General features: G+C 34.9%; 16 protein-coding genes. 5 read left to right on the top strand and 11 right to left on the bottom strand.

Translation table 11 applies throughout. The features are described 5' to 3' along the window. Positions 1 to 20 precede the first annotated feature (20 nt). Positions 21 to 458 (top strand): 50S ribosomal protein L21, encoded by a 438-nt coding sequence (rplU, locus tag ACWA1F_RS00590; protein ID WP_073412831.1) that lies wholly within the window; start codon positions 21 to 23, stop codon positions 456 to 458. A 24-nt stretch (positions 459 to 482) separates the two neighbouring features. Then, positions 483 to 743 (top strand): 50S ribosomal protein L27, encoded by a 261-nt coding sequence (gene rpmA / locus ACWA1F_RS00585; RefSeq protein WP_012023622.1) that lies wholly within the window; start codon positions 483 to 485, stop codon positions 741 to 743. A gap of 273 nt (positions 744 to 1,016) precedes the next feature. Here rpmA and ACWA1F_RS00580 read toward each other — a convergent pair whose 3' ends face one another. Together ACWA1F_RS00580 and ACWA1F_RS00575 are read right to left on the bottom strand one after the other, a co-directional pair. After that, positions 1,017 to 3,773, bottom strand: a complete 2,757-nt coding sequence (locus ACWA1F_RS00580) for a hypothetical protein (RefSeq protein WP_456890773.1) — start codon at positions 3,771 to 3,773, stop codon at positions 1,017 to 1,019. A 50-nt stretch (positions 3,774 to 3,823) separates the two neighbouring features. Further along, positions 3,824 to 4,405 (bottom strand): MiaE family protein, encoded by a 582-nt coding sequence (locus tag ACWA1F_RS00575; protein WP_132990767.1) that lies wholly within the window; start codon positions 4,403 to 4,405, stop codon positions 3,824 to 3,826. Between the two features lie 113 nt (positions 4,406 to 4,518). On the opposite strand from ACWA1F_RS00575, the gene ACWA1F_RS00570 reads away from it, so the two are divergent. Continuing rightward, positions 4,519 to 5,763, top strand: coding sequence for a glycosyltransferase (locus ACWA1F_RS00570; protein WP_456891808.1), 1,245 nt, complete (start codon positions 4,519 to 4,521; stop codon positions 5,761 to 5,763). Here ACWA1F_RS00570 and ACWA1F_RS00565 read toward each other — a convergent pair. The 8 genes from ACWA1F_RS00565 to porU form a co-directional block, all read right to left on the bottom strand. Next, complete coding sequence (locus tag ACWA1F_RS00565; protein WP_456890772.1) at positions 5,760 to 6,638, bottom strand: helix-turn-helix domain-containing protein; 879 nt, start codon at positions 6,636 to 6,638, stop codon at positions 5,760 to 5,762. The genes ACWA1F_RS00570 and ACWA1F_RS00565 overlap by 4 nt on opposite strands. 89 nt (positions 6,639 to 6,727) lie before the next feature. Beyond that, complete coding sequence (locus ACWA1F_RS00560) at positions 6,728 to 7,258, bottom strand: carboxymuconolactone decarboxylase family protein (RefSeq protein WP_125722183.1); 531 nt, start codon at positions 7,256 to 7,258, stop codon at positions 6,728 to 6,730. A 501-nt stretch (positions 7,259 to 7,759) separates the two neighbouring features. Beyond that, entirely contained in the window at positions 7,760 to 9,607 is a 1,848-nt protein-coding gene (locus tag ACWA1F_RS00555) for a hydrolase/aminopeptidase (protein ID WP_456890771.1), read from the bottom strand. Positions 9,608 to 9,700: 93 nt separating this feature from the next. Next, a complete protein-coding gene (locus ACWA1F_RS00550; protein ID WP_456890769.1) occupies positions 9,701 to 11,341 on the bottom strand; it encodes a dihydrolipoamide acetyltransferase family protein in 1,641 nt (546 codons plus the stop codon). A gap of 5 nt (positions 11,342 to 11,346) precedes the next feature. Continuing rightward, on the bottom strand, positions 11,347 to 12,345 hold the full coding sequence (gene pdhA, locus ACWA1F_RS00545; RefSeq protein WP_306155854.1) for a pyruvate dehydrogenase (acetyl-transferring) E1 component subunit alpha: 999 nt from the start codon (positions 12,343 to 12,345) through the stop codon (positions 11,347 to 11,349). 159 nt (positions 12,346 to 12,504) lie between these two features. Continuing rightward, a complete protein-coding gene (cdd, locus tag ACWA1F_RS00540; RefSeq protein WP_456890768.1) occupies positions 12,505 to 12,987 on the bottom strand; it encodes a cytidine deaminase in 483 nt (160 codons plus the stop codon). A 79-nt stretch (positions 12,988 to 13,066) separates the two neighbouring features. After that, positions 13,067 to 14,272, bottom strand: a complete 1,206-nt coding sequence (porV, locus tag ACWA1F_RS00535) for a type IX secretion system outer membrane channel protein PorV (RefSeq protein WP_456890766.1) — start codon at positions 14,270 to 14,272, stop codon at positions 13,067 to 13,069. A 40-nt stretch (positions 14,273 to 14,312) separates the two neighbouring features. Next, positions 14,313 to 18,149, bottom strand: a complete 3,837-nt coding sequence (porU, locus tag ACWA1F_RS00530) for a type IX secretion system sortase PorU (RefSeq protein ID WP_456890765.1) — start codon at positions 18,147 to 18,149, stop codon at positions 14,313 to 14,315. A 212-nt stretch (positions 18,150 to 18,361) separates the two neighbouring features. Here porU and gldJ point away from each other — a divergent pair, with 212 nt between their 5' ends. Both gldJ and ACWA1F_RS00520 read left to right on the top strand, forming a co-directional pair. Beyond that, positions 18,362 to 20,047 carry a gliding motility lipoprotein GldJ gene (gldJ, locus tag ACWA1F_RS00525; protein WP_306155935.1) on the top strand — a complete coding sequence of 562 codons (1,686 nt, stop codon included), beginning with the start codon at positions 18,362 to 18,364 and terminating at the stop codon, positions 20,045 to 20,047. Between the two features lie 106 nt (positions 20,048 to 20,153). Next, positions 20,154 to 21,440, top strand: coding sequence for a UDP-N-acetylmuramoyl-tripeptide--D-alanyl-D-alanine ligase (locus tag ACWA1F_RS00520; RefSeq protein ID WP_456890763.1), 1,287 nt, complete (start codon positions 20,154 to 20,156; stop codon positions 21,438 to 21,440). 41 nt (positions 21,441 to 21,481) lie between these two features. On the opposite strand, the gene ACWA1F_RS00515 is transcribed toward ACWA1F_RS00520, so the two are convergent. After that, positions 21,482 to 24,361: a helix-turn-helix and ligand-binding sensor domain-containing protein gene (locus tag ACWA1F_RS00515; protein WP_456890761.1), complete on the bottom strand. Its 2,880-nt coding sequence runs from the start codon at positions 24,359 to 24,361 to the stop codon at positions 21,482 to 21,484. Positions 24,362 to 24,507 lie beyond the last annotated feature (146 nt).

Genomic DNA, 24,507 nt, shown 5'->3' with positions numbered 1-24,507 from the left:
AATCAATAAATCAATTTGGTATGTATGCAATCGTAGAGATAGCAGGGCAACAATTTAAAGTAAGCAAAGACTTAAAGGTTTATGTTCACCGTTTAGCTAACGAAGAAGGTTCAAAAGTTTCTTTTGACAAAGTTCTTTTATTAGATGACAACGGAAATGTAACTTTAGGCGCCCCAGCTATAGAAGGTGCTTCAGTAGAGGCTAAAGTGTTACAACACTTAAAAGGTGATAAAGTTATCGTTTTCAAAAAGAAAAGAAGAAAAGGATACAAAAAGAGAAATGGTCACAGACAATATCTTACACAGATTGTAATTGAAGGTATTACTGCAGCAGGAGGAACTAAAAAAGCAGCAGCTAAAAAAGCGGTTGTAGCAGAAGAAGCAGCTACTGAAGAAGTAGAAGCTCCTAAAGCAAAAAAAGCAGCTCCAAAAGCTAAAAAAGAAGCTACTAAAGAATAATAACAATATTTAAACTCATACGTCATGGCTCACAAGAAAGGTGTCGGTAGTTCGAAGAATGGTAGAGAATCAGAATCAAAACGTCTAGGCGTTAAGATTTATGGTGGACAAGCTGCTATTGCTGGGAACATCATCGTTAGACAAAGAGGTTCAAAACACAATCCAGGTGAAAATGTTTACATCAGTAAAGATCACACACTACACGCAAGAGTAGCTGGAGTTGTTAAGTTCCAAAAGAAAAGAGATAACAAATCTTATGTATCTATTATCCCATTCGAGGCATAATAATCCATAGATTACTTTTTATAAAAAACCCGTTCATTTCTGAACGGGTTTTTTGTTTTTTGGTCATTGCGAGGAACGAAGCAATCTCACGTGCTAAATTTAATTAGTGATTATTGTAGTGTGGTTGCTTCGTTCCTCGCAATGACAAAGAGTGTGAATATAATGGTCTAAAAAAAAACCTTTGTCAAAGTTTTAAACTTTGAAAAGGTTGGAGTATATTGTTATTTATTTAGAATTTAGAATTTGGAATTTGGAATTTGGAATTTTCCAATTTTATTCTTCAGTATCCTTAGTTTCTTCCAAATCTTCCGTTTTTCTTCCCACTTTAACTTTAGGATTATCCTGCGTTCCTGTAACAGTTAATGGAATTCCGAAAATACCGAAAGGAGGTAATCCGAGACGCATTTTTAAGTTCAGTCTGCCGTCTAGACTTGATGTTCCTTCAATTCTTGGTCTGAAGCCTGCAAACTTAAATTTAAAGCGCTCTACAGTTATAATATTGTTTTTAACGGTGGTTTTAATGTCTACTTTCGAAAGATCCGGATTTTTCATCGACTCCGAATTCGTCTGTTTGCTTACCGCATTAAACATTTTTAAACCACGAACTTTTACATCTTTTACAGAAAGCGTTCCACCGCCTGAAAGCGAAGGATAAACAGGATCCATGTTTTTGTTTAATCGGCCTTTTAATTGATAATCTAGAGAAACAATTCCTTGTGCTTTTTCTGCAGCGCTTGCCATTTTTCTGAAAACTTCGATCTCATTGTACGCTTTTTTGATGTCAAAATCGGTGGCTTTTATAGCATAATCAAAGTTGGCTTTTTGTGGCGTTACGGCTTGATAATTGGCATTCATAGACACTTGGCATCCAATTAAATTGAAACCAGTATTCTGCATCGTCAATTTACCATTTTTCATTGTTAAATGCCCGGTTGCATTTTGAAGGTTTAATTTATCAAAATTTACTTTTTGAGCATTTGCAATTAATTGTAAATTTAGATTGCTTGGAATAATAATTACTCCAGTTTGTGCATTTTCAGATTGTTTTGTTTCTTTAGCAGAAGTCTGTTTTACAGATGCATTTGGATCTACCTTTGACATGAATTCATCAACATTGATATATCGCGAAGTCACTTTAAAAGAACCTTTTAAAACGCCTGTATTGGTGCTCACATAATTAAAAACATTTTGTAAATAACCATTCATTTTAAAATCGGACTGGCCATAAGCCGCCAAGAAATTATTGAACGACATTTTATCCTGATTGATTTTGAATATTCCTTCTTTAATAATGAATTTCTTTGGGAGGTATTCAGAAGCAATTCCGATGTTTCTTAGTTCAAGCGTTCCTTTATTGTTTAATCTGCTGTAATTTCCTTTTTCAGCATCGCTTTGTTTGCCTTTTAAAGATAAATCAGCTTTTACAAAACCATCCAGATCAAGACCTTTTTGAGAGAAAACTTTATAAATTCTGCTCACATCCAATTCTCCTTTGGCTTTTACATCATAATTTAAATCATCAAAATTGCTTAAATCGGCTTGAACAAATACTGGTTTTCCTTCAAAAGTAAATTGCGTCGGATGTAAGTTTACTTTCAAATCTTCGAAAGTTCCTTTTTGGTTTTCGATTTTCGATTTAATCGTAATGTTTGTAATTGGATTTGGGTAATAAGGTGTTTTTAAATATCCATTATCCAAATTAATAGTTCCGTTTGTCACAGGAAAACGTTTGTTTTTCTGGTCAAATACTCCGTTTGCTTTTACATCGCCAACTAAATTTCCTTTTAATTCAATATCAGGAATTCCAAGCGCTTTAGTTAATTTTTCAAGATCAATTTTAGCTTTAAAATCGGCATTAATATCGGGTGTATTGATTCCTTTAACCAAAAACTTAGATTTTAAATAATCCTGATTAATGTTTAAAGACAGATTTTTAGCATCAACAATAACTAAATCCGGATTTAATGACGGAACAGTTGATTTAATGTCTAAATTTAAGTTAGAAACAGGAAATGCGCTTTTGTTATAATTGACAAACCCATCATTTATTTTAACATCCAGATCCAAATCTGGAGCGATATTTTCTGAGGTAATATATTTTCCTTTTAAAATCAGTAGAAAACTTGTATTTCCTTGCAATTCTGTTTTAGAAAGCCAGGTAATGTATTTTGGAGGAAAAGCGGTGAATACATCGTAGAGTTTGCTATTGTCAGATTTAATGACAAAATCCATATTGTAGCCGTCTTTTAAAATGTCAAATTTTCCTTTGAAATCTACTAATAGCTGATTGATTTTCAGGTTGTTTTGCTGGAAAAAGAAAGAAAGCGAGTTGATGTTGACTTTTGTAATCAAATCCGCGTCAATCTTTTTGTTCATTAAATACGGTTCGTCTTCGTAAACGATATTTAATTTTTCGATTTTAGCTTTAGAATACAAATCAAAAACAGCTTTGTTTAAATCTCCTTTTCCTAAATAGTTAAATCCGTAAGCGTCGAAATGGACTTTTGTAGATTTGTCGTCGTAAATAATCTTACTGTTCAAAATCTCAATTCGCTCCAATTTTAAAGCCGTGTCAGAACTGTCTTTAGCTTTAGAAGCTTGTTCCTGAGATTTATAGATGTTATAATTGGCTTCACCATTCGGATTCACTTTTACATTTATAAAAGAATCCGATAAATAAATCTGATCGATTTTTACCGACTTGCTAAAAATAAGACTCGCTACATTTATCCCAAAAGAAACCTCTTTTGCAGTAATGAATTTTTCGTTTGTGTACGGAGCCGATCCATTGAGGCTTAAGTCATCTAAAGTTAAAGTCAGAGAAGGAAAATGGCGAAAGAATGAAACCGAAACATCAGAATAGTTCAATTCTGCGCTCAACCTTTCGTTGGCTGTTTTCTTTATTTGTTCTTTAATTTGATCCTCAAATACGATAGGCGTTAAAAATAATAATCCTAAAATAACCGCGAAAGTTATTCCGAAATACTTCGCAATTTTAAAAACGATTGATCTGGATTTACTCTTCTGCATAGCGAATTGTGGTATTTAAATGTAAGATAAAGTCAAAAAAAGAGCTCAAATTATCCGTGAACAGTTTCATTTTTACCATAATTGGTAATAATAGAACCTTCATATTCGATCCATTCCTTCCAGCGTTTGTCGATGTCAATGTTGTCTTGGTATTTTCTGGCAAATCCTAAAAAAGTGGTGTAATGACCCGCTTCAGAAATCATTAAATCACGATAGAATTTGGCCAATTCTTCATCTTTAATATTTTCAGAAAGCACTTTAAAACGCTCGCAGCTTCGAGCTTCGATCATGGCAGAAAACAATAATCTATCGCAAAGCGCGTCTCTGCGGCTTCCGTCTTTTTTCATGAATTTAAAAAGTTCATTTACATAATGATCTTTTCTTTCGCGTCCTAGAGTAAGTCCGCGCTGTTTGATTATGTTGTGAACCATCTGAAAATGTTCCAGTTCTTCTCTGGCAATTTCCAGCATTTCAGTTACTAATTCCTCTATTTCAGAATTATACGTCACGATGCTAATGGCGTTTGAAGCTGCTTTTTGTTCGCACCATGCGTGATCAGTTAAAATTTCCTCGATATTCGACTCGACGATATTTACCCAGCGAGGGTCTGTAGCTAATTTTAATCCCAACATAATTTCTAAGAATTTAGTTTTGCAAAATTAGTGTTTTTTTACAACCGAAAGTCAGGAAAAATGGTGCAAAAACGTTCAAAAATGTATTATTTTGTAAAATGAAACCAATTAAAATGGAACAGTCCAAAAAACTTTTAATTATTGGCTTTGTCTGGCCAGAGCCAAAGTCTTCTGCAGCAGGCGGTAGAATGATGCAATTGATTTCGATTTTCGCAGCAAACGGATTCGAAATTACTTTTGCCAGCGCCGCGCAGGACAGTGATTTTATGGTGGATTTGTCTGAATTTGGAGTTTCGAAAAAAAATATCGAACTCAATTCTTCTTCTTTTGATGATTTTGTTTCAGAATTGAATCCAGATGTTGTCTTGTTTGATCGTTTTATGATTGAAGAACAATTTGGATGGCGTGTGATTGAAAAATGTCCAAAAGCAATCCGAATTTTAGATACCGAAGATTTGCATTGTTTAAGAACCGCAAGGCAAAAAGCCTTCAAAGAAAATAGAGCTTTTGAATTAATCGACTTGCTATCTGAAGAAGTGGCAAAACGAGAAATTGCCAGTATTTTAAGATGCGATTTGTCTCTGATTATTTCTGATTTTGAAATGAATATTTTAAAAGATGTTTTCAAAATTAACGAAGACTTACTTTTCTATCTTCCGTTTTTGGTTGACGAAATGAAGGAAGAGAACCTTCTGCAGCTACCTTCTTTAGAAAATCGCAAGAATTTTGTTTTCATTGGGAATTTTCTTCATGAACCGAATTGGAATACGGTTCAATATTTAAAAGAAGCGATTTGGCCTTTCATAAAAAAAGATTTTCCTGAAGCCATTTTGGAAGTTTACGGAGCTTATCCTTCGCAAAAAGTACTGCAATTGCATCAGCCTAAAAATGGTTTTTATATTATGGGAAGGGCAGAAGATGCTGATGAAATTGTGAAGAAATCTAGAATTGTTTTGGCGCCAATTCGCTTTGGAGCGGGCTTAAAAGGCAAATTATTAGAAGCTATGCAATGCGGAACGCCAAGTGTCACAACTTCTATTGGTTCAGAAGCGATGCATGCCGAGTTGTCTTGGAATGGTTTTATTGAAGATAATCCGGCAGAATTTGCTAAAAAAGCGATTCAGCTTTATCAAGATGAAAATCTTTGGAAGCAGTCTCAAAAAAACGGAATCGAAATCATTAATAAATGCTATCAAAAAAGCAGTTATTCTGAGCAATTGGTTTCATTAGTAAATTCACTTTCAATAGATTCAGAAAACCATCGTCTTCATAATTTTATGGGAAATCTGTTGCAACATCATGCCTACAAAAGCACCATGTACATGTCTAAATGGATAGAAGCTAAGAATAAAAGTTAAGCGTCCATTTTTCCAAAACCAACCGTTTCACGATAGATTTGCGGAGAAACATCGGCATTGGTTTTAAAGAAACGACTGAAGTAATGCTCGTCATCATAGCCCAATTCGTAAGCAATCTCTTTTACAGTTTTATTGGTTAGATACAATTCTCTTTTGGCTTCAATAATAATTCTTTCCGAAATTAAATCAGTTAGCGTTTTATTGAAATAATTCTTGGCCAATTTCGCCAATGCTTTTGGAGAAATATTTAATAAATCGGCATAATTTGCGGCAGAATGTTTGGTTTTGAAATTCAGTTCGATCGCGTCCTTTAGATTTTGAAGTATAAAAGGCTCTTTCGTATCCGGAATCGATTTCATTTCTTCCAATTGCTCAGTTTTTAATCGAGAAGCTGTAATTAAAAAAATCTTTAAATACGAAATAAGCAATTCATATTGCGCTAATTCTGCATTTTGAATCTCAGATTTCATCTGCTCAATAACTATATTAAAAGTTAAAGCAGCTTGCTCTGTCACTTTTACATAAGGTGGCTGATAAATGTTGTTGAATAAAACTCCATTGCACGAAACTTCTTTTTGATGCATGTGAATACAGTAAAAATCAGGATGAAAATGAATTGCAATTCCCTCAATTGGTTCATTCACGCAAAGCATAAACGGCTGGTATGGAGAAAAGGCGAGAAGTGAGTTTTCTTCAAAATGATGTTCTGCAAAATCGGCTTTTACTTTGCCTTTTCCTTTCGTAACCCAAATTAGAGAATAATAATTATTTCGCTGTAAATAATCAAAATGGCTGTTGTCGTCAAAAGGAAGAATCTTGAAAGCCAAATTCCCATTTTGCGGATTTATTAAAGTGAAAACATTCTGTGAACTCATAATCTATTCATTTTTGGAAATATAAAGATAGCTATGAAATAAACTCATAGCTATCTTTATACATTGTTTTTTGTTATTGAAAGATTGCCTTATACTGTTGGAAAGTCAATTTCAGTATTTGCAAGATTGTTGAAGTAGTTGGTCAAAACATTCAAAGCTGTATGTGCCACAGTTTCGGCAATTTCAGCATCAGATACGCCTGCATTTTTAGCTTTGTTTACATCTTCGTCATTTACCAAACCGTTTTTGCTGATTAAGGTTTTAGCCAATTGCAAAATCGCCTCTGTTTTAGCATCTGTAGAATTTCCTGTTCTTGCAGCGTGTAGAACTGCTGGATCAGCTTTTACCAATTTTTCACCGATAAAAGTGTGAGCTGCTAAACAGTAATCACAAGAGTTGCTTTCTGAAACTGCCAAAGCAATTAATTCACCTGTTTTAGCGCTTAATTTTCCGTGGCTCAAAGCGCCGCTTAATCCTAAATAGCCTTCCAAAACTGCTGGAGAATTCCCCATTGTTCTCATCATATTTGGAACAACACCTAATTTAGCTTGTACAGCGTTGAATAAATCTTTAGTTTTTCCTGTTACTTCTTCTGGGTTTAATGCTGTTAATCGTGTCATTTTATTTAAATTTTAATTGTTATAATTTGTTATTGTCTTTTGACATTACAAAGGTGCGACGATTACAGATTTTAGAGCATGGAGGATTTACGCTATGTGATGGACAATTTTCCCTTGCTTTATTTTCAGGAGCTAATCCAGCTTTCCGTTTCAAGTCCTCACTCAAAAGCCTGATTTTTCTAAACCATAAAACGAGCTTCCGTTGGTCGCTGTTTTCTGGCAAGAAAAATCAGGCTTTCGAGCTCCGGGCTTTCCACTTCAATCTGGGCTAGAGGATTCATTTTCATAAGAACTTATTTCGTTTGTTTTGTCATCTTTAGTCAAGTTTTTTTTGTCTAGTTTGTCATCCCGAGGAACGAGGGATCTTCGCAAGTAGCTCTACAAAGATTGTCGATTCTGATTGTGGAGTTTCTCGCGGAGATCCCTCGTTCCTCGGGATGACAAATATTAGGCATAAAAAAAGAGGCAAAAAGCCTCTTTTAAAATTATATTTAAGAAAAATTATTTCAAAACCCCTTCAACAGCCTGAATAGTCGTAGCATGATAACCAGATTTTGCTTTTTCAAAAACCTGTTTCGCCCAAACCTTTCCTTCAGGAGTTTTAACCATTTCTTTGTAAAGCATCATTACAGAGCCAGTTCTGCTGATTCCGATCAAAAATTGTTCGATTGCAGGATAAGCAGCTTTGTATTGATGACGCAATGCCTGAACAAACCATTGTCGTTTGATAATGAAATTTCCGCCTTTTGTAAAGTTGAATTCTTTGTTAATAGCTTCCATTTCTTTTGCTGTAATGTCAGCTGGCAAATGGTCTATAAAATGTTGTTTTTCTGCGGTTGTAGTGATTTTTTTGCTCAAACCTGCTACTCCAGTTTCTCTCCAGCTTTTTTGAATGGCATCAATAGCATCAAAATCGGCAGAACTAACAGGAAGTATGTTTGACGGAATTCCTGGTTTGTAAATCCAGTCTTCCAATTTAATTTTATCTTCCAATGCTTTATCGCCTTTAATAAGATTTTCATTCAAATACTTCACAAAATCTTCAGTTGTGATCGACTGGAATGCATGCGAATCAAAATAATTCTTAATAAACGGATCAAATTTCTCGCGTCCCACAGCATTTTCAATAACTCTTAAAAACGCATAACCTTTCACATAAGGAATCTGGCTGATTCCGTCATCTGGATTTCTGTTCGTAAGACTAACTTTTAATCTTGTATCTGGATTGGTTTCGCCATATTCTGCAACATTATCTGTTAATTCTTTATTTGTGATAACGTTTTGCATTTCAAATTCTTTCTTGCCGAAAATTGCTTCTCCAATTCGATGTTCAACGTAAGTGGTAAAACCTTCGTTTAGCCAAATATCATCCCAAGTTGCATTGGTAACTAGGTTTCCGCTCCAGCTGTGGCCTAATTCGTGTGCCAATAAGCTTGTTAGCGAACGATCTCCAGCAATTACGCCAGGAGTTAAGAAAGTCAAGTTTGGATTTTCCATTCCGCCATAAGGAAAACTTGGCGGTAGAACCAAAACATCGTAACGTCCCCAACGGTATGGGCCGTAAAGTTTTTCAGCAGCATCGACCATTTTTCCAAGCTCGGCAAATTCGTAAGCTGATTTTTTTAGCATTGAAGGTTCTGCATAAACTCCAGTTCTTTTGTCAATCGCTTGAAACTCGATATCTCCAACTGCAATTGCCATTAAGTAAGACGGAATCGCTTTGTCTTGTTTGAAAGTATAAACTCCAGTATCATTTTTCGTCTGAGGATTTACAGCACTCATCACAGCCAATAAATCTTTAGGAACTGTAACTTTTGCGTTGTAAGTAAAACGAATTCCTGGTGAATCCTGACACGGAATCCAAGTTCTAGACCAAACGCTTTCTCCTTGAGAGAATAAAAATGGTTTCTTTTTGTCTGCCGTTTGCTCTGGTTTTAGCCACTGCAATGCTACAGCATCTTTAGTAGTGTTGTAGTAAATGTTTACTTTGGTTGTATTGGGTTCAATCGTAATATGAAGTGGTTTTCCGTGAAATTCAGTGTCTTTTCCAAGCTCAAATTTTGTTTCTTTTTCGTCATCGCCTAAAGTTACTTTAGTAATTTCTAAAGTATTTTCGTCAAAGATAATTTCGTTTCCTTTGCTTTTGTTGTCAATCGTCCAAGATGCTTTTCCTGAAATCGTCTGTGTGTCAAAATCCACTTTGATGTCCAAATCAAGATGTTTTACAACAGCAAGTTCTGGTTTAGAATAGCTGTGTTCATCTACAACAGCTGCTGTATTTTCTGTTTTGTCTTTTTTCTGGCAGGCGATTGCTGTCAGAAATAAAGCGAAAAGAATTAGTTTCTTCATTTTATGAGGTTTTGAATTTGAGGATGAAAATTAAACAAAAAATCCCGTCCCGAAAAACTTCGGGACGGGATTTAAATATAAAATTAACAACGATTACGCCAACATTGTAACTGGGCTTTCGATGTATTGTTTTAATGTTTGTAAGAACTGAGCTCCAGTTGCACCGTCGATAGTTCTGTGGTCACAAGCTAATGATAACATCATTGTGTTTCCAACTACGATCTGACCGTTTTTAACAACAGGTTTCTCAACAATTGCACCTACAGAAAGAATTGCAGAGTTTGGCTGATTAATGATTGAATTAAATTCAGTAATACCAAACATACCAAGGTTAGAAACTGTAAATGTGCTTCCTTCCATTTCTTGTGGTCCTAATTTTTTGTTTTTCGCTCTTCCAGCAAGATCTCTTACGCTTCCGCCAATTTGAGATAAACTCATAGCATCTGTAAATTTCAATACAGGAACTACTAATCCGTCTTCAACAGCAACAGCAACACCAATGTTTACGTGGTGGTTGATGATGATAGCATCTTCTTTCCAAGTAGAGTTAATTTTTGGGTGTTTTTTTAATGCTAAAGCACAAGCTTTGATTACCATATCGTTGAAAGATACTTTTGTATCAGGAATGCTGTTGATAGCAGCTCTAGCTTGCATTGCATCGTCCATGCTTACCTCGATTACTAAGTTGTAGTGAGGAGCAGTGAATAATGACTCAGAAAGACGTTTTGCAATAATTTTACGCATCTGAGAGTTTTTGATCTCTTCTGTGTAAACTTCTCCAGCAGGAACAAATACTTTTGGAGCAGCAGCTTTTTCTTCCGCTTTTGCAGCAGGTGCAGAAGCGTTAGATGCAGGTGCAGCTTGCGTAGATGGAGTAAAGTTTTCGATATCGCTTTTTACGATACGTCCGTTTTCTCCAGAACCTTTAACTTGAGATAATTGAATTCCTTTGTCAGAAGCAATTTTTTTAGCTAATGGAGAAGCTAAAATTCTTCCGTTTGAAGTTTCAGCAGCTTCTGGCGCTTTTTCAGCAGCAGGAGCAGCTTTTGTTTCTTCAGAAGCAGGAGCACTTGCAGGTGCAGCACCTCCGGCAGAGAAATTGTCAGCAATTCCAGAAATGTCAGTTCCTGCAGGTCCGATGATAGCTAATAAGCTGTCAACAGGAGCAGTGTTTCCTTCTTGAATACCGATGTATAATAATGTACCAGCATTGAAAGACTCAAACTCCATAGTAGCTTTGTCTGTTTCAATTTCTGCTAAGATATCGCCTTCAGCAACAGTATCGCCAACTTTTTTCAACCAAGTTGCTACGGTTCCTTCTGTCATTGTATCACTCAAACGAGGCATAGTTACTACTATAACTCCTTTTGGTAATTCAGTTGCCGCTTTTGCAGGAGCAGCAGTTTCTGTTTTAGCTTCAGCAGCAGGAGCATCCGCTTTTGGAGCTTCGGCAGCAGGAGCATCACCACCAGCTAAAAGAGCAGAAATATCTTCTCCTTCGTTACCAATGATGGCTAATAATGAATCAACTGGAGCAGTTTCTCCAGCCTGAATTCCGATATGTAAAAGAGTTCCTTCGTTAAAAGATTCGAACTCCATTGTTGCTTTGTCTGTTTCAATTTCTGCTAAGATATCGCCTTCGCTTACTTTATCGCCTACTTTTTTAAGCCAAGTCGCTACCGTTCCTTCCGTCATTGTATCGCTCAAACGAGGCATTGTTACTTTAATTGCCATAATTCTTATAATTTATGAGGTGTAAATGGATAGTCTTCTTGTGCGTATACTACGTCGTATAATTGTTGTAAATCTGGGTATGGAGATTCTTCAGCGAATTTTTGACATTCTTCTACTAAATCTTTAACTCTTTGGTCAATTACTTCAATTTCTGCTTCAGTAGCATATTTTTGATCTAAGATTACGTCTAAAACTTGAGTAATTGGGTCAATTTTTTTGTATTCTTCAACCTCTTCTTTAGAACGGTATAATTGTGCATCAGACATAGAGTGTCCTCTGTAACGGTACGTTTTCATTTCAAGGAAAGTTGGTCCGTCTCCGCGACGTGCTCTTTCGATAGCTTCGTGCATTGCTTCAGCAACTTTTACAGGATTCATTCCGTCTACAGGTCCGCAAGGCATTTCGTAACCTAAACCTAATTTCCAGATGTCAGTGTGGTTTGCAGTTCTTTCTACAGAAGTTCCCATTGCATAACCGTTGTTCTCAACGATAAATACAACTGGAAGTTTCCATAACATAGCCATGTTGAAAGCTTCGTGTAAAGAACCTTGTCTAGCAGCTCCATCACCAAAGTAAGTCATGGTAACACCGCCAGTGTTGAAATATTTATCTGCGAAAGCAATACCAGCTCCTACAGGAATTTGAGCACCTACGATACCGTGTCCTCCGTAAAAACCGTGTTCTTTAGAGAAAATGTGCATAGAACCTCCCATACCTTTAGAAGTTCCTGTTGCTTTTCCTAAAAGTTCTGCCATTACGTTTCTAGGATCAACTCCCATACCAATTGGCTGAACGTGGTTTCTGTAAGCAGTAATCATTTTATCTTTGGTCAAATCCATAGCGTGCAGAGCACCTGCTAATACAGCTTCCTGACCATTATATAAGTGTAGAAAACCTCTAACTTTTTGTTGGATGTATAACGCTGCAAGTTTGTCTTCAAACTTTCTCCAAAGTAGCATGTCTTCATACCACTTTAAATATACCTCTTTTGTAACTTCTTTCATCTGAATTCTTTCTTTTGCTAAAGTTGTTTGTGTTATCGATTATTGTGCCTGTAACGCAAAATAGTTTCCTCCCACAAATTTGCGCCCGAAAGGTCGGGATGCAAAAATAAGACATTACATTTAAGAACTAAAATTTAAACGCTACTTTTTGGCTTTTTTTTACAAGAACTTTTTATCAAACATTAATGGGAGTAAATTTTTTAGGGATGCTGATTTATAAACTTCACCTATTTCGCCCATAAAATAGATTTCTATAGGGGTATCTTGTTTTATCTCGTATTCTGCTATTGATTGTCGGCAAGATCCACACGGTGGAATAGGAGCAGTAGTTTGGTTGGTGTCTGAAGCTGCTGTAATGGCCATTTTTAAGATTTTTGCTTCAGGATAGCTGCTTCCGGCATAAAAAATGGCTGTTCTTTCGGCACAAAGTCCTGACGGATAAGCGGCATTTTCTTGATTAGAACCTACGATAACTTTTCCGTTGTCTAAAAGCAAAGCGGCGCCCACTTTAAACTTAGAATAGGGTGCGTAAGCTTTTTTTCTAATTTCGACAGCCTGATTCATTAAATCTTGAATATTGGCTGGAAGTTCATTTAAATTATCAAATATTGTAAATGAAGAGGTTATATTGATTTCTTTCATCTGTTTTTAAGGGAAAAAAAATCCAAATTCCTAAAATGCAGGAATTTGGATTGAATTATTTTATTTTGATTTTTTCTCTTTAATAAGTTTCGTATTTGTCTCCAAAGTTAAACGTTAAAGAGAAACGAAGTGTATTTTCTAAAGGATTTTTTATTTTAGATGCTGAGAATAAGTACGAAACATCAATTTTCATGATGTTGTACTTAAATCCTGCTCCTAAAGAGAAAAATTGTTTAGCGCCTTTTTCTGGACTTTCGTGGTAATAACCCAAACGCATTGTAAAAGCATCTTGATACATATATTCTGCCGCAACGCTATAGGTAACCTCCTTAATTTCTTCACTGAAACCTCCTGGAGCATCTCCAAAAGATTTGAAAACGCCTTCGAACCATCCAATGTCATTGTAGTTTCTGTAGCCAATCTCAGTAGCTTCTTGCTGAGAAATATCTTCTGGATCATCAAAATCTCCATCGCCATTTGCATCAACAGGTGTTCCGATTCCTGGAGGGGTTGGAACTAAAAGTTTAGTAAGCTCTGCGCTTAAAGTAAGTTTGTTATAATCGTCAAAGATAAAATCAAATCCTCCCCCTAATCTTAAATTAGCAGGCAAGAAGTTTGAACTTACATCGTCATTATCATAACTGATTTTTGGTCCAAGGTTCTGAAGGTTGACACCAGCTCTCCATCTACCATTGAAATCTTGGTAAGCGATTTCTTCAGATTGGTAAAAAGCGGCCACATCAACAGCAAAAGAACTTGCAGAAGTAGCATCAACTTCTTCTGAAGCAACCTTTAGATTTGAATTGATAAAACGTCCAGCAACGGCCATCGAGAATTTCTCGCTTAATTTTAGAGAATAAGATCCGTCTAAGGCAAACTCATTCGGATTTACTTCTCTTACAGCTTCATTCGGATCTCCTGTGTATCTTAATTCAATTCCTCCAAAACCAAAATAACGAAAACTTCCTGCAAAAGCACTTTTTTCGTTGATTTTGTTGTAATACGTAATCTGGCCTAATGAAATATCATTGGCAAGATCTGTTAAATAAGGAGTGTAACTGATAGAAAGACCTTGCGCATCTTCAGAAAATGCATATTTCGCAGGGTTCCATTGTTGTGAGAAAACGTCTGCAGAAGTGGCGACACCTTGGTCTGCCAAACCTGCTGCTCTAGCATCAGCAGCGACTAATAAAAAAGGTACTCCAGTAACAATAGGTCTTGATTCCTGTGCCTTTGAATTGTAAATGCTAAAAATACAAATTAATAAAAGTGATAGTTTTTTCATTTATGGGACTTGTGTTTTGGTGGTGCAAATATATATAATATTATAGGATGACAAGCTTTTCGTATTTTTCTGCTTTTTTATTTGTTAAATTCGATTTTACAGTCAGTTTGTAAATATACACTCCTTTTCCAATTCTATCACCAAAATCGTCTCTTCCGTCCCATGTTATTTCTCGTGATAAAAATCCTTCTGTTGTAACGGTTTGGTTTTTTGTCCAGACAACTTTACCTGTAATGGTCATTACCTGTACCTGAACATCTAATGGCTCGTACGGTCTGTTGTGCGAAAACCAAAATTGTGTATAAGTAGAAAAAGGATTTGGATAATTAAGAACGTGCGATAATGTCAAGGAATCGTCTCCTACAACTGTAAATTGAATTTCGCTCGTAACGGGATTGTTGTAAACATCCCAAGCGGTAAAACTTATGGTATGTAGTCCAGGAGCTAAATTTCTGAATGGAAAACGTAAATTTCCGTTGGTGTAATCGTCCAATTTTGTCTGATAATAATCATTCAAAATATAAGGATTGCTTACGTCTCCGTCCAAAATAGCGACAATATCATGTCCGATTCCGCTTGCTGTATTAATTCCGTTTTCATCTTCTAAAAAAGCCAAAAGAAAAGGCGATTCATTTGTGATTCCTCCCGATACAAAAGTTTCATCGTTCATATATAACTTCACTTTTGGACTTATATTGTCCTGAGGTGCATTTTCGTTAATTCCTCCAATTTTAATGACGTTATTGTAGCCTGTTTGATTTTCTAAAGATTCATTTTTCTTCGAATAAAAACTAATTCGACCATTGTCAACAGGAATTCTAATATCTCTTGGTACGACAAAACTAAATTCAAATTGACCGTTAGTAACGGAGGCGTTTCCTCTAAAAATGGTTTCTCCAAGAGTTTTAAATTGCATTGGAGGGCTAAAACCATCGTTGTTTAAAGTCGTATTTGTAATTAATTTATCGAAAATAGCGGTGGCTAATTCTCCATTATAATTGCTTAAAAGCGTATTGTTTTCGTCTGTGATTTCTCCAGAAATTTTAATTTTAGATAACGATTTTAAGTCAGGAATTGCTTGCGAAATCACAATATCGTTTACTTTCGTTAAATTAATTCGCGGTTTTGCAATGGCAAGCATTAAAGCAGGATCTCCTATATAAAAAACCACATTGCTGGCAGAACTTGGATTTTCGTTTTTGGATATTCTTAAAGATTCTGCAATCGTATTGTATTGATTGGAACCATAAGAAAGAAGGTTTTTGCTGAGCGTTTTATTGAAGTCTTCAGCATTAGTCTGCCCAATTTCACGAACGGTAGTCAGCATCGAAATAGCGCCTCCTTTCGGATTCCAGAAAACATATTCGCCCGCAGTTGGTCTTGTAGGATCATCAAAACGGGAGAATTCACAAGTAATCGTAATAAATAAAGGATATTTGTATTGGTTGGTAAGGTTTTGTCCGTCTGATTTCTCCCAAATTCTTTCGCTTGCTAATCCGTCTTCACCGCCATGTCCTAAATAATTGAATATTAAAGCACCTTTTTCAAAAGCATTAAAAAAGTCTGTTCTTGCTTTCGGGTAGCGTGATCCGCCCGCTGAAGCTTCTTGTGTGTAAGCGTCTAAAAATATTTTATCAATATTAAAAAAAGGTTTTTCAGTTGCAATTTGATCTGCAAGCGCATTTTGATTGGCCTGTAAAGTCTGATCGCCCGCTTTGTCTGAATCATCACTAATTAAGACCATATTGTTTCTCCAATTTCCATAAGATTTGGTATCGTAATATTCTAAAACTTTGCTGACCATTTCCTGCGCTTGCGCGTTGTCTGAAACGAGCATTCTTCCTATCGCGATATCAATTCCGGCAAGAGACGGAATAATTACGCCTTCGTTAGCGTCCATTAATCCATAAAAGTCATCAGAAGGAAATGAAGCTTCGCCAACCGTATTACTTATTAGAGATTGATATATAGGTACAATGTTCGTGTTATTTGAAATTCGGTCTTTATAATCAAACGAAGCGTCTCCAAATAAGTTGACATAACGGACTCTTCTTTCTGAAGAAGAAGCATTGTCATAAATATATTTAATGCAATTTCTAATAGCTGCAATATCTTGTTTGCCAGAAGAAAATTCCTGATAGATATTTTCTAAAGCAATAACTTTTGTGTTTAAATTGGAGTTTGTTCTATGGAAACTCGCTAATCTTTCAGCTTGTGATACTAAAGATTTTGGAGTTACGATGATATAATCTATATCTTGAAAAGCATTTTGATTATTTCTAAAAAGCGTTCCTTTTAAATTCTGATTCGCAATTTTCGACTGATTTTCTTTTAAAGGAACATAATAGTCAGAAGGATCAATGGCTATATATTTTCTGATTTCTCCTAAATTGGCTTTAAAGCTAAAAGAAGCCTGATTTGCATTTTTTATTTTAGATACATTATATAGGTCTGTAACGTCCCAAATTTGAGATATTGCCGAAGCATTTCCAAATGTGTAATTGACGATTCCTGCTGTAGAACCGGCAGCGTTGTATTGAAAATGAAATTGTTTGCCTGTTCCTAAAAGCTTTCGTTTGGCAGTCAGATTAATGTAATCTAAATAGCCTTTTGATCCAGGAACACCATTATTATTATAAGTAAGTTTTATTTTGATATTGTCTGTTCCGGTAAATTGTGCATTTGATGGTAATTTACCTGTAGTATATTTAGTGTCGGAATTGGCTATTAAAGGCGAAAAATTTATAGACCCCGTATTTTGCCCGTTTGCTGCTATTGCAAAAGAAGTAGTGGTTAAAGATGCCGATGCGGCGCTTACTTCTATTTTTACTGGAACCGTGGCGTCAAGATTTGGGAAACTAAATGAGAATTCCTGTTCCTGATTAATATCAAATGCTTCGCCGACCCATTGGCGGCCAAGGTGCGCAATGTTGGTTTGGTCAATTTCATGATATTGATAGTCATCAAACGTGTTTAGCTCCAAAGTGCTAATTCCTGTAGGCTGGTTTAAGTTTTGAATTCTCTTTCCGTCACCGCCAGAAGCAGTTATATAATAATAGGACTTGGTGTCGTATAAGTTTATGTTGGTCTGGCTTTCTGAATTCCAAGTATCGGTTCCTTCAGCATAAAAAAGAATGTAATCTTCATTATTGAAAACACCATCATTTTCGCCTGAGATTTGTATCGCATTTTCAGTTAAATCATCAGGATAATAAGTGTTATTGGCCAAAGGAAGCATTCTTCCGCCATTTCCGTATATCTTTATTCTTCTCGGATCAGTTTTAGAAGGATCGAATCCTAAACTTTGTAAAAAAGATCGATCTATTCTGTAAACACCTGATTTCTGGATGTAAAATCGATACCATTCTCCTGACGCTAAAACAGAATTTGAAATGGCTGCTGATTTTTGAAAGGAAGAAGTGCTTGCAGATCGCGCAGTTGCATTACTGATAAAGTAAGAAAAAGATTTTATGCGTTTGTAGCTGTTTCCTTCTTTAATTATTGGAGACAACGAAAGAAAAGTATACTTTATATCTCTTGCGTTGGTGATAATTACAGCCTCATTTGGTTTTTCTGAGATGTTTTCAAGTGTTAAATCTCCTAAATCTGCTCTAGTGATTGACTCGTAAATGATATTGCTGATTTGCACAGAGCTGCCACTTGAGACGTTCTGTTGGTTCAAATTTTGGAGGAATGTTATGCTTTTTTTTGTAGTGTCGAAGCGAAAACTGCTTCCTGAGAAGTATGGAATTGTGATTTTATTTTCGCCAAAATTTACCTCTTTTTTATTCTGCCAATCTATCGTTATAGCCCCATTTATCTGGGAAAACGAAAGAATTGGAATTAGAAAAAGAGAGATAATTATTACTTGTTTCATAGGTTTAAAAAGCGAAATTTACTTAAAAAATAATTAGTAAGTAAAAATATAGTATTTCATGTTACAGTAAATAATAAAAAGTATATTTTTGCGTTCGTAACTAAAGGTTATTTTCTGGAAAAAACAGCTAAATAAAATTATTAGAACAGATGTTGCCAATTAAATGTTAATTATTATATTGCAGCACCTAAATTTATCACCTAAGAATGAGTATGAAAGTAAACAAAATTGTAGTCTTGCAGTTAATGATGTCAATGGTATTGATGTTGGGCACGGCTAGTTGTAGCAAAAAATCGAGTTCCTCTCACGCTTCTAGAGCTACTGGCTGGGATGTAGATAGTCAGAATGGAACTGCTGCCAGAAATGCAGGAAAAAAACAACAGGCTGGTCCTGGTTTGGTTTTTGTTGAAGGAGGTACGTTTACTATGGGTAAAGTACAGGATGATGTTATGCACGATTGGAATAACACACCAACTCAACAACACGTTCAATCATTCTATATGGATGAAACCGAAGTTACGAACGGTATGTACTTAGAATACCTAGAGTGGTTAAAGAAAGTTTTTCCACCGACAGAAGAAAATTACAAGAATATTTACGAAGGAGCATCTCCTGATACCTTAGTATGGAGAAATCGTTTAGGTTACAACGAAACGATGACTAATAACTATTTAAGACACCCATCTTATGCTAACTATCCTGTAGTTGGTGTTAACTGGATTCAAGCAGTTGAATTTAGCAAATGGAGAACAGACCGTGTAAACGAGGCTGTTTTAGAAAAAAATGGATATCTTAAAAAAGGTGCTAAAACTAATGATGTAAGCGCTGAAAGTTTATTTAATACTGAAGCTTATGTTGCTTCTCCATCTACTACTTATGGTGGAAACGAAGAATTGGTATTAAAGAAAAACCCTAACGGAAGAAAACCTAGAGCTGGTAAAGACGGTGTAGTTCCTGAAGAGAAAAACGTTTATGCTCAACGTTCTTCTGGTGTTATTTTACCAGAATACAGACTTCCTACTGAAGCTGAATGGGAATATGCAGCTGCAGCTGATGTTGGACAAAGAGAATACAATATCTACAAAGGACAAAAGAAATACCCTTGGTCTGGAGATTATACACGTTCTAACAAACGTAAAAATAAAGGTGACCAATTGGCTAACTTTAAACAAGGAAACGGTGATTACGGTGGAATTGCAGGTTGGTCAGATGACGGAGCTGATATTACGAATGAAGTAAAAAGTTATGCACCAAACGATTTCGGTCTTTATGATATGGCAGGAAACGTTGCAGAATGGGTAGCTGACGTTTACAGACCTATTATCGATAACGAAGCAAATGATTTCAACTACTACAGAGGTAACCAATATGCTAAAAACAAAATTGGTAAAGATGGTAAATTAGAAATTGTAACGGCTGCTAATATTAAATATGATACTTTAAGTAACGGTAAAGTTATTGCAAGAAACCTTCCAGGAGAAATTGCTCAAGTGCCAGTTGACGAACAAGAAACATATTTAAGAACAAATTTCAGTACAAGCGACAATATCAACTACAGAGATGGTGATAAACAATCTTCAAGATATTTTGACTTCGGAGATTCTGAATCAGGATCAAAAGCAGATCAAGCTATGTACAATTCTCCTAAGCACAACATCACTACTGATAGTTTAGGAAAAATGATCAGAAAGTATGATAACTCTAGTAAACGTACAACTTTAATCGACGATAAAGTAAGAGTTTACAAAGGAGGTTCTTGGAGAGATAGAGCTTATTGGTTAGATCCAGCTCAAAGAAGATACTTCCCTCAAGATATGGCAACTGATTACATTGGTTTCAGATGTGCAATGTCTAGAGTAGGTTCTAAAGCAGAAAAAAGAAAATCTCCTAGAAACTAAATTCTAGAAATTCAATAAAAAAAATTCCAAATTCCAACTGAATTACTCAGCTTTTGGAATTTGGAATTTTTTTATTGCTTATTTTTAATGTAAATAATTTTTATAAATGAATATTCAAGACATTCATAACTTGTTTTTACAGTGTAGTTCTCTTTCTATAGATACAAGAAAAATCGAAAAGAATTCGATGTTTTTTGCTATTAAAGGAGAGAATTTTGATGCTAATACATTTGCTAAAGAAGCGCTGGATTTAGGGGCTTTATTTGTCGTTATTGACAATGAATCTTATTTTATTGATGAAAGGACTATTCTGGTAGAAAACAGTCTGCAAACGCTTCAGAAATTGGCAAAGTTTCATCGCAGTTATTTGGCTCTTCCAATCGTTGCTTTGACGGGCAGTAACGGAAAAACGACAACAAAAGAATTAATCAACGTTGTGCTGTCAAAAAAGTTTAAAACAAAAGCTACAATTGGCAATTTAAATAACCATATTGGCGTGCCTTTGACATTGCTTTCTTTTACAAAAGAAACAGAAATCGGAATTGTTGAAATGGGAGCGAATCACCAGAAAGAAATCGAATTTTTGTGTGAAATTGCACAGCCAGATTTTGGGTATATAACCAATTTTGGAAAAGCACATTTAGAAGGTTTCGGTGGCGTTGAAGGTGTCATTGCTGGTAAGAGTGAGATGTACAAATATCTTGCTGCAAACCAGAAAACTGTTTTCGTAAATTTGGAAGATCCTATCCAGATTGAGAAATCAAAAGGAATTAAATCATTTACTTTCGGAGTGAAAAAAGAAAGTGCAGATTTAAATATCCAGAATATTACAGCCAACCCTTTTGTTGCTATTAATTATAATGATTTTGCAATTGAATCGCATTTAATTGGACTTTACAACGCTAATAACATAAATGCGGCTGTGGCAATTGGAAAATATTTTGAGGTAAAAGAAAGCGATATAAAGAGCGGTATTGAGAATTATATTCCGGCAAACAATAGATCTCAAATGATGCAAAAAGGTTCTAATGAAATCATTTTAGATGCTTACAATGCCAATCCGAGCAGTATGGCGGTAGCGATTACCAATTTTCTGCAATTGGAAAAGAAAAATAAAATTATGATTCTTGGAGATATGTTCGAACTAGGAGACGAAAGTGTACATGAACACAAAGTTATTGTCAATTCTTTGGTAGCTCAAGATCAGGCATTGTGTTTCTTAATTGGAAAATCATTTTATGCAAATCTTGTGTCAAATGAAAATGTAAAGTTTTTCGAAACCTTTGATGAATTTGCATCGTTCTTAAAAACGTTCCAATTTGATTCTAATATGATATTGATAAAAGGTTCGCGAGGCATGGCCTTAGAGCGAACTTTAGATTATATTTTTTAAAAAGAACAAAAGCCATTCGACGCGTCGAATGGCTTTTGTTTTTAAATGCTCATTAGAAAACCTATTAGGTTTTCTTTTTTGTTTAGCCCTAGTTTCTTTCTCAAACGGTAACGGGCCAATTCCACTCCACCTGTTGAGATATTCATGATTTCGGCGATTTCCTTTGTCGACATATTCATTAATAGATAAGTCGATAAATCTAATTCTCGAGGAGATATTGTCGGATATTGCCCTTTTAAGCGCTTTAAAAACTCAAAATGCACGTTTTTAATGTGTTTTTCTAAGTCTTTCCAACTTTTATCGGTATTTACTTCTTTTACAATACTTTTATGCAATTTGCTAAACTCAGATTTAGTGGTTTCATCCAATATTGCGGTATCAATATCTTTCAATTTATGAATAATTCCATTTAAGACTTTATTCTTTTTAACAACCTGCAATGAGTTGTTTACTAGCTCTTTATCTTTTGCTAAGATTTTAATCTGAAGTTTGTCGTTTTTCAGTTTTTCAATTTCTTTTTCCAAATCATGCTGTTCATGTCTGATTTTAGATTCTTTCTCCAGATATAATCTTCTTTGTTCGATGGTTTCATAATACCTGTTTTTTCTGATCTTCAGCTTAATTCTAACTGAAATTAAATAAGCGCCAAGTAATATGAGCATCAAATAAAACAAATAAGCCAAAAAGTGTCTGTACCATGGCGGCGATACGGTGAATTCAACTTCAGTAATATTCGATTCGATGCCATAGCTGTTTCGGGCCTTTAATTTCATTACATAATTGCCTTCCCTCAAATTGGTGTATTCTTTTATGGCTGTAGACGACCATCCGCGCCAATTTTCTTCAAAAGGCTCCAATTTATAGGAATACATTACATTATCCTGATTTTCGTAAGTTGGCGATGCAAAAGTAAATTTTACACGATTGTATTTGTATGGTATGCTGTATGAATCTAATTTATTGGCCAGATTTCCCGTTAAAATAGTGTCTCCAGGATTTGTAAAGCTTTCAATAAAAGCTTTTGGCTTTGTCATAAAAGTATTTGGAATGGTCGAGTTGTAATGCGCCAAACGATCTGTTAATCCTATAAAAATGTTTTGAGGATCTATCGCGTTAACTGAGATATAATTGTTCACCAAATTTCCGGTCAAGTTCGAGAATATTGCCTGTTTTTTGGTAAAAGTCCCGTTTTTGTTTTTTACTAATACGCCAAGAGATTCGTTAAAAGCATACCATAAATTTCCTGTCGGATCTTCGATTAAGGTGTTTATGGTTGGGATTCCGTTAAATAAGTTTGTTATTTTTTTATCTTCAAAAAAAGCTTCCTGTTCTACAGAATATCTGTAAAAATGATTTTTTACTTGAAAATAAACTTTCCCATTAATGTTTTGAAGACTGTTTATCCCTTTGTATTTTTCAGATATGTTGACGTGTTTTTTGATAAAATCAAATCTTTGCAAATCTTCAGATAATTTTACCTGATATAAGAAAGGATTTTTCTTTAGCCATAAGTAATTAGCGTCTATTTCTACAGAAAAATTATTAGTCGTTTCATCAAAACCTTTTACCTGATGCAGATAATCATATCCTGAAGATGATCGTTTAAAAACTGAAAATCCGTTATAGCTTTCACCAATTATGTAATTTTCGTGGTCGGGTATTTTTTTAAATCCGAAATATCCTTTATTGTCCAGTATTTTTGATACTCTGTTGTTTTCAATAATTAATGCCCCACTGTTACTGGCGCATATTAATACATTATTTAAGACTTGAATGTTCCAAACTTGAGAAATCGTTCCTTCAACTCTCGTAAATGGACTGTCTTTAAAAGAGCTTCCCCAAGGGTGATAAAATAGCCCTTGATTTGTTGCAACATAAAGATTTCCGTTGTAAGTGGTAGAGGCGTATACTGTCCCTATATTGTAACTGTAATCAAAATATGAAAAAGGCGAATTTTCATTTATAAAAGTGATTCCGTTATCTAAACCAAGCCAGATATTGCTTTTATTGTCGACAAAGGAAGCTAAAATGGTGTTGTTTTGAATACCTTTTTGACGGTTTAAATGCTGGATTATTTTTCCGTTTAAATCACAGATAATGGCTCCGTCTAATACCGAATTGAGTATTATAAACTTATTTTTGATAATTGATCCCCCCAGCGAAGTGTTTTTCTTAATGAATTCATTAGCCTCTGTTGCCCAAGGTTTGATAACTCCGTTTTCTGAAACAAAAAGACCTTTTTCTAAAGTTGCATACAATAATTTATTGTTGGACAATGGAAAAAGTGACCATATTTCTTTATCATTAAAAACAGTAGTGCCTTTTATAGCTGTAAGTTTTCTGTTTTTGTATTCTAATACTCCTAATGTTTTATCCTGAAAATAAAGGCGATTGTTAACCAAAAATGAAAATTGAAATTTGTGAGGAGCGGTTAGCGTTGTAACTTTTTCATTTTTTAGAAAAAAGACCTTGCTGAATGATTGAAAGATAACCTCTCCATTAAAAATGTGAATTCTCCAGATTAAATTAATGTTTTCTTTGTCTATTGGGCTTAAAAGATTGTAAAGGGAATAGTATTTTAAAATTCCCTTTTCGTCATACTTAAAATATCCAAATTCGTTATTTCCGCCAACAAATATTCTTCCTAAAGCATCAATTTTTAAGCTTCTAATCTCCGATTTGTTGGGTAAGGAGTATTTATGCCAGTTTGAACCGTCAAATTGAATCAAACCGCTGTTGTTAGCAAAGTAGATATTGCCATTTTTATCCTGATCAATACTCCAGTTTTGAGTTCCACCTTTGTATTCAGATCTCTTATAATTTTTTATATCTGGAATTCCAATATTTTTTACCTGTGAAAAACCTTCTATTTGTAAGAATAACAATAAAATTAATGGTATAGATCTAACTATGGATTTCATAAAATTTTAAATATATTTTTATTATAAATGCGTTATTTTGACTTTATATTGTTGATTTTTTAATCGTTATAAAACTTATTTTTTGAATTTTTTTAAAATTATAACGTAATAGTTCTTGTTATGCGAATGTAATATACGTTTTTTTT

It is taken from the genome of Flavobacterium erigeronis, assembly GCF_054075165.1.
Note: the sequence above shows the minus strand (reverse complement) of the source record. Positions and strands in the feature narration are given on the sequence as shown.